The sequence below is a fragment of the Actinomadura rugatobispora genome (assembly GCF_042656285.1).
Classification (GTDB): Bacteria; Actinomycetota; Actinomycetes; order Streptosporangiales; family Streptosporangiaceae; genus Spirillospora; species Spirillospora rugatobispora.
In genome coordinates this window covers 1-2175 of sequence record NZ_JBHSON010000216.1, presented here as the reverse complement: position 1 = coordinate 2175, position 2175 = coordinate 1, and the positions used below count along the sequence as shown (strand labels likewise).

The 2175-nt window shown below is 70.2% G+C and carries 1 protein-coding gene; it reads left to right on the top strand.

Annotated features, from left to right (window positions below; all coding sequences use genetic code 11):
• Positions 1 to 12: 12 nt before the first annotated feature.
• Positions 13 to 2175: non-ribosomal peptide synthetase (locus ACFPZN_RS55885; protein ID WP_378293534.1), on the top strand; the 2163-nt coding region annotated here is incomplete at its 3' end.

The following is a 2175-nucleotide window of genomic DNA, read 5'->3' as shown; positions in this document are numbered from 1 at the left end:
GTGTTGGAGCGGGTGCGGGAGGCCGATCTGGCGGCTTTCGCGCATCAGGATCTGCCGTTCGAGCGGCTGGTGGAGGACCTCAACCCCGCCCGTTCGCTGGCACGGCACCCGCTGTTCCAGGTGGCGCTGACGCTGCATCACGTGTCCGAGTCCCGATCGCTGAACGTGCTGCCCGGCCTGGACGTCCGGCCGCTGCGGACCGACGAGATGGTCTCGGCACGGTTCGATCTGGAGATCACCTTCGCCGAGTTGCGCGACGAGCGCGGCGCCCCCGCGGGCATGAGCGGAGCGATCGACTACGCCGTGGACCTGTTCGATGAGGGGTCTGTGCGGGCGTTGGCGGAGCGGTTGGTGCGGGTGCTGGAGCAGGTGGCCGCGGATCCGCGGGTTCGTGTCGGGGATCTGGAGGTGCTGGCGGCCGATGAGCGGCACCGGGTGCTTGAGGGGTGGAACGACACCTCCCGGTCGGTGCGGGAGGGGACGCTGGCGGAGTTGTTCGAGGCTCAGGTGGCGTGTTGCCCGGATGCGGTGGCGGTGGTGTTCGAGGGCGCGGAGCTGAGCTATGCCGAGGTGGATGCCCGTGCCAACCGGGTTGCGCATGAGCTGATCGCTCGGGGCGTGGGCCCTGAGGATGTGGTCGGTGTGCTGGTGGAGCGGTCGGTGGACCTTCCGGTGGTGGTGCTGGGGGTGGCCAAGTCCGGTGCCGCTTACCTGCCGATCGACCCGGAGTATCCGGCCGATCGGATCGGCTTCATGCTCGGTGATGCTCGTCCCGCCGTGGTGGTCTGCACGCAGGCGACCGCGGGCCTGGTGGAGGGTTTCGGGGTTGAACGCCTGGACCTGACGGCCGTCTCCACTGGTCGGGATGCCGCGCCCACGGATGCGGACCGGGTGAGGCCGTTGCGTGCCGGTCATCCGGCCTATGTCATCTACACCTCGGGGTCGACGGGGACGCCGAAGGGTGTGGTGGTGACGCATGCGGGTGTGGGGAGTCTGGCGGACTGGCAGATCGAGCGGTTCGGGTTGGGTGAGGGTGCGCGGGTGCTGCAGTTCGCCGCGCTGGGGTTCGATGCGGCGTTCTGGGAGCTGTGCATGGCCCTGCTGACCGGTTCTGCCCTGGTGCTGGCGGATCCGGATCGGATGCAGAGTGATCTGGAGGGGTTGGTCGGTGAGGCGGGGGTCACGCATGTGACGCTGCCGCCGTCGATGCTGGCGACGGTCGGGGAGTTGCCGGCCTCGCTGGGAACGATCGTGGTGGCGGGTGAGGCGTGCCCGTCAGGTCTGGTGGAGCGGTGGTCGGCTGGGCGGCGGATGTTCAACGCCTACGGGCCGAGTGAGTCGACGGTCTGCGCGACGATGAGCCCGCCCCTGGACGGTGATGGGGTCGTCTCGATCGGCGGGCCGATCTGGAACACGCGGGTGTTCGTGCTGGACGACCTGCTGCGCCCGGTGCCACCGGGCGTGGTCGGCGAGCTCTACATCGCCGGTCCGGCGCTGGCCCGTGGATATGTCGGGCGGGCCGGGCTGACCGCCGAACGGTTCGTGGCGTGCCCGTTCAACGGTGGGCGGATGTATCGCACGGGTGACCTGGCCAGGTGGGACGAGGCGGGCGTCCTGGAGTTCGCCGGTCGTGCGGACGAGCAGGTGAAGATCCGGGGCTTCCGGATCGAGCCCGCCGAGGTGGAGGCCGTGCTGGCCGCTCACGAGCAGGTCGGCCAGGCGGCGGTGATCGCTCGTGAGGACCAGCCAGGCGTGAAGCGGCTCGTCGCCTACGTCGTCCCGGCCAACGGCCGATGCGAGGAAGGCGTGCTCCGTGACTTCGTGGCCGATCGGCTGCCGGACTACATGGTCCCCGCCGCGGTGGTCGTGCTGGACGCGTTGCCTGTCACGGCGAACGGCAAGCTGGACCGGGCCGCGCTGCCCGCCCCGGACTTCGCGGGCGCGGTCACCGGTCGCGGTCCGGCGACACCGACCGAGGAGGTGCTGTGCGGGTTGTTCGCCGAGGTCCTCGGGCTGGAGACGGTGGGAGCGCAGGACTCCTTCTTCGAGCGTGGCGGGGACTCGCTGCTGGCGATCCGGCTGATCGTCCGGATCCGTGCGGTCCTGGACGTCGAGATCGGCATCCGCGAGCTGTTCGGCGCCCCGACCGTCGCCGAACTGGCCCGAATCCTCGAC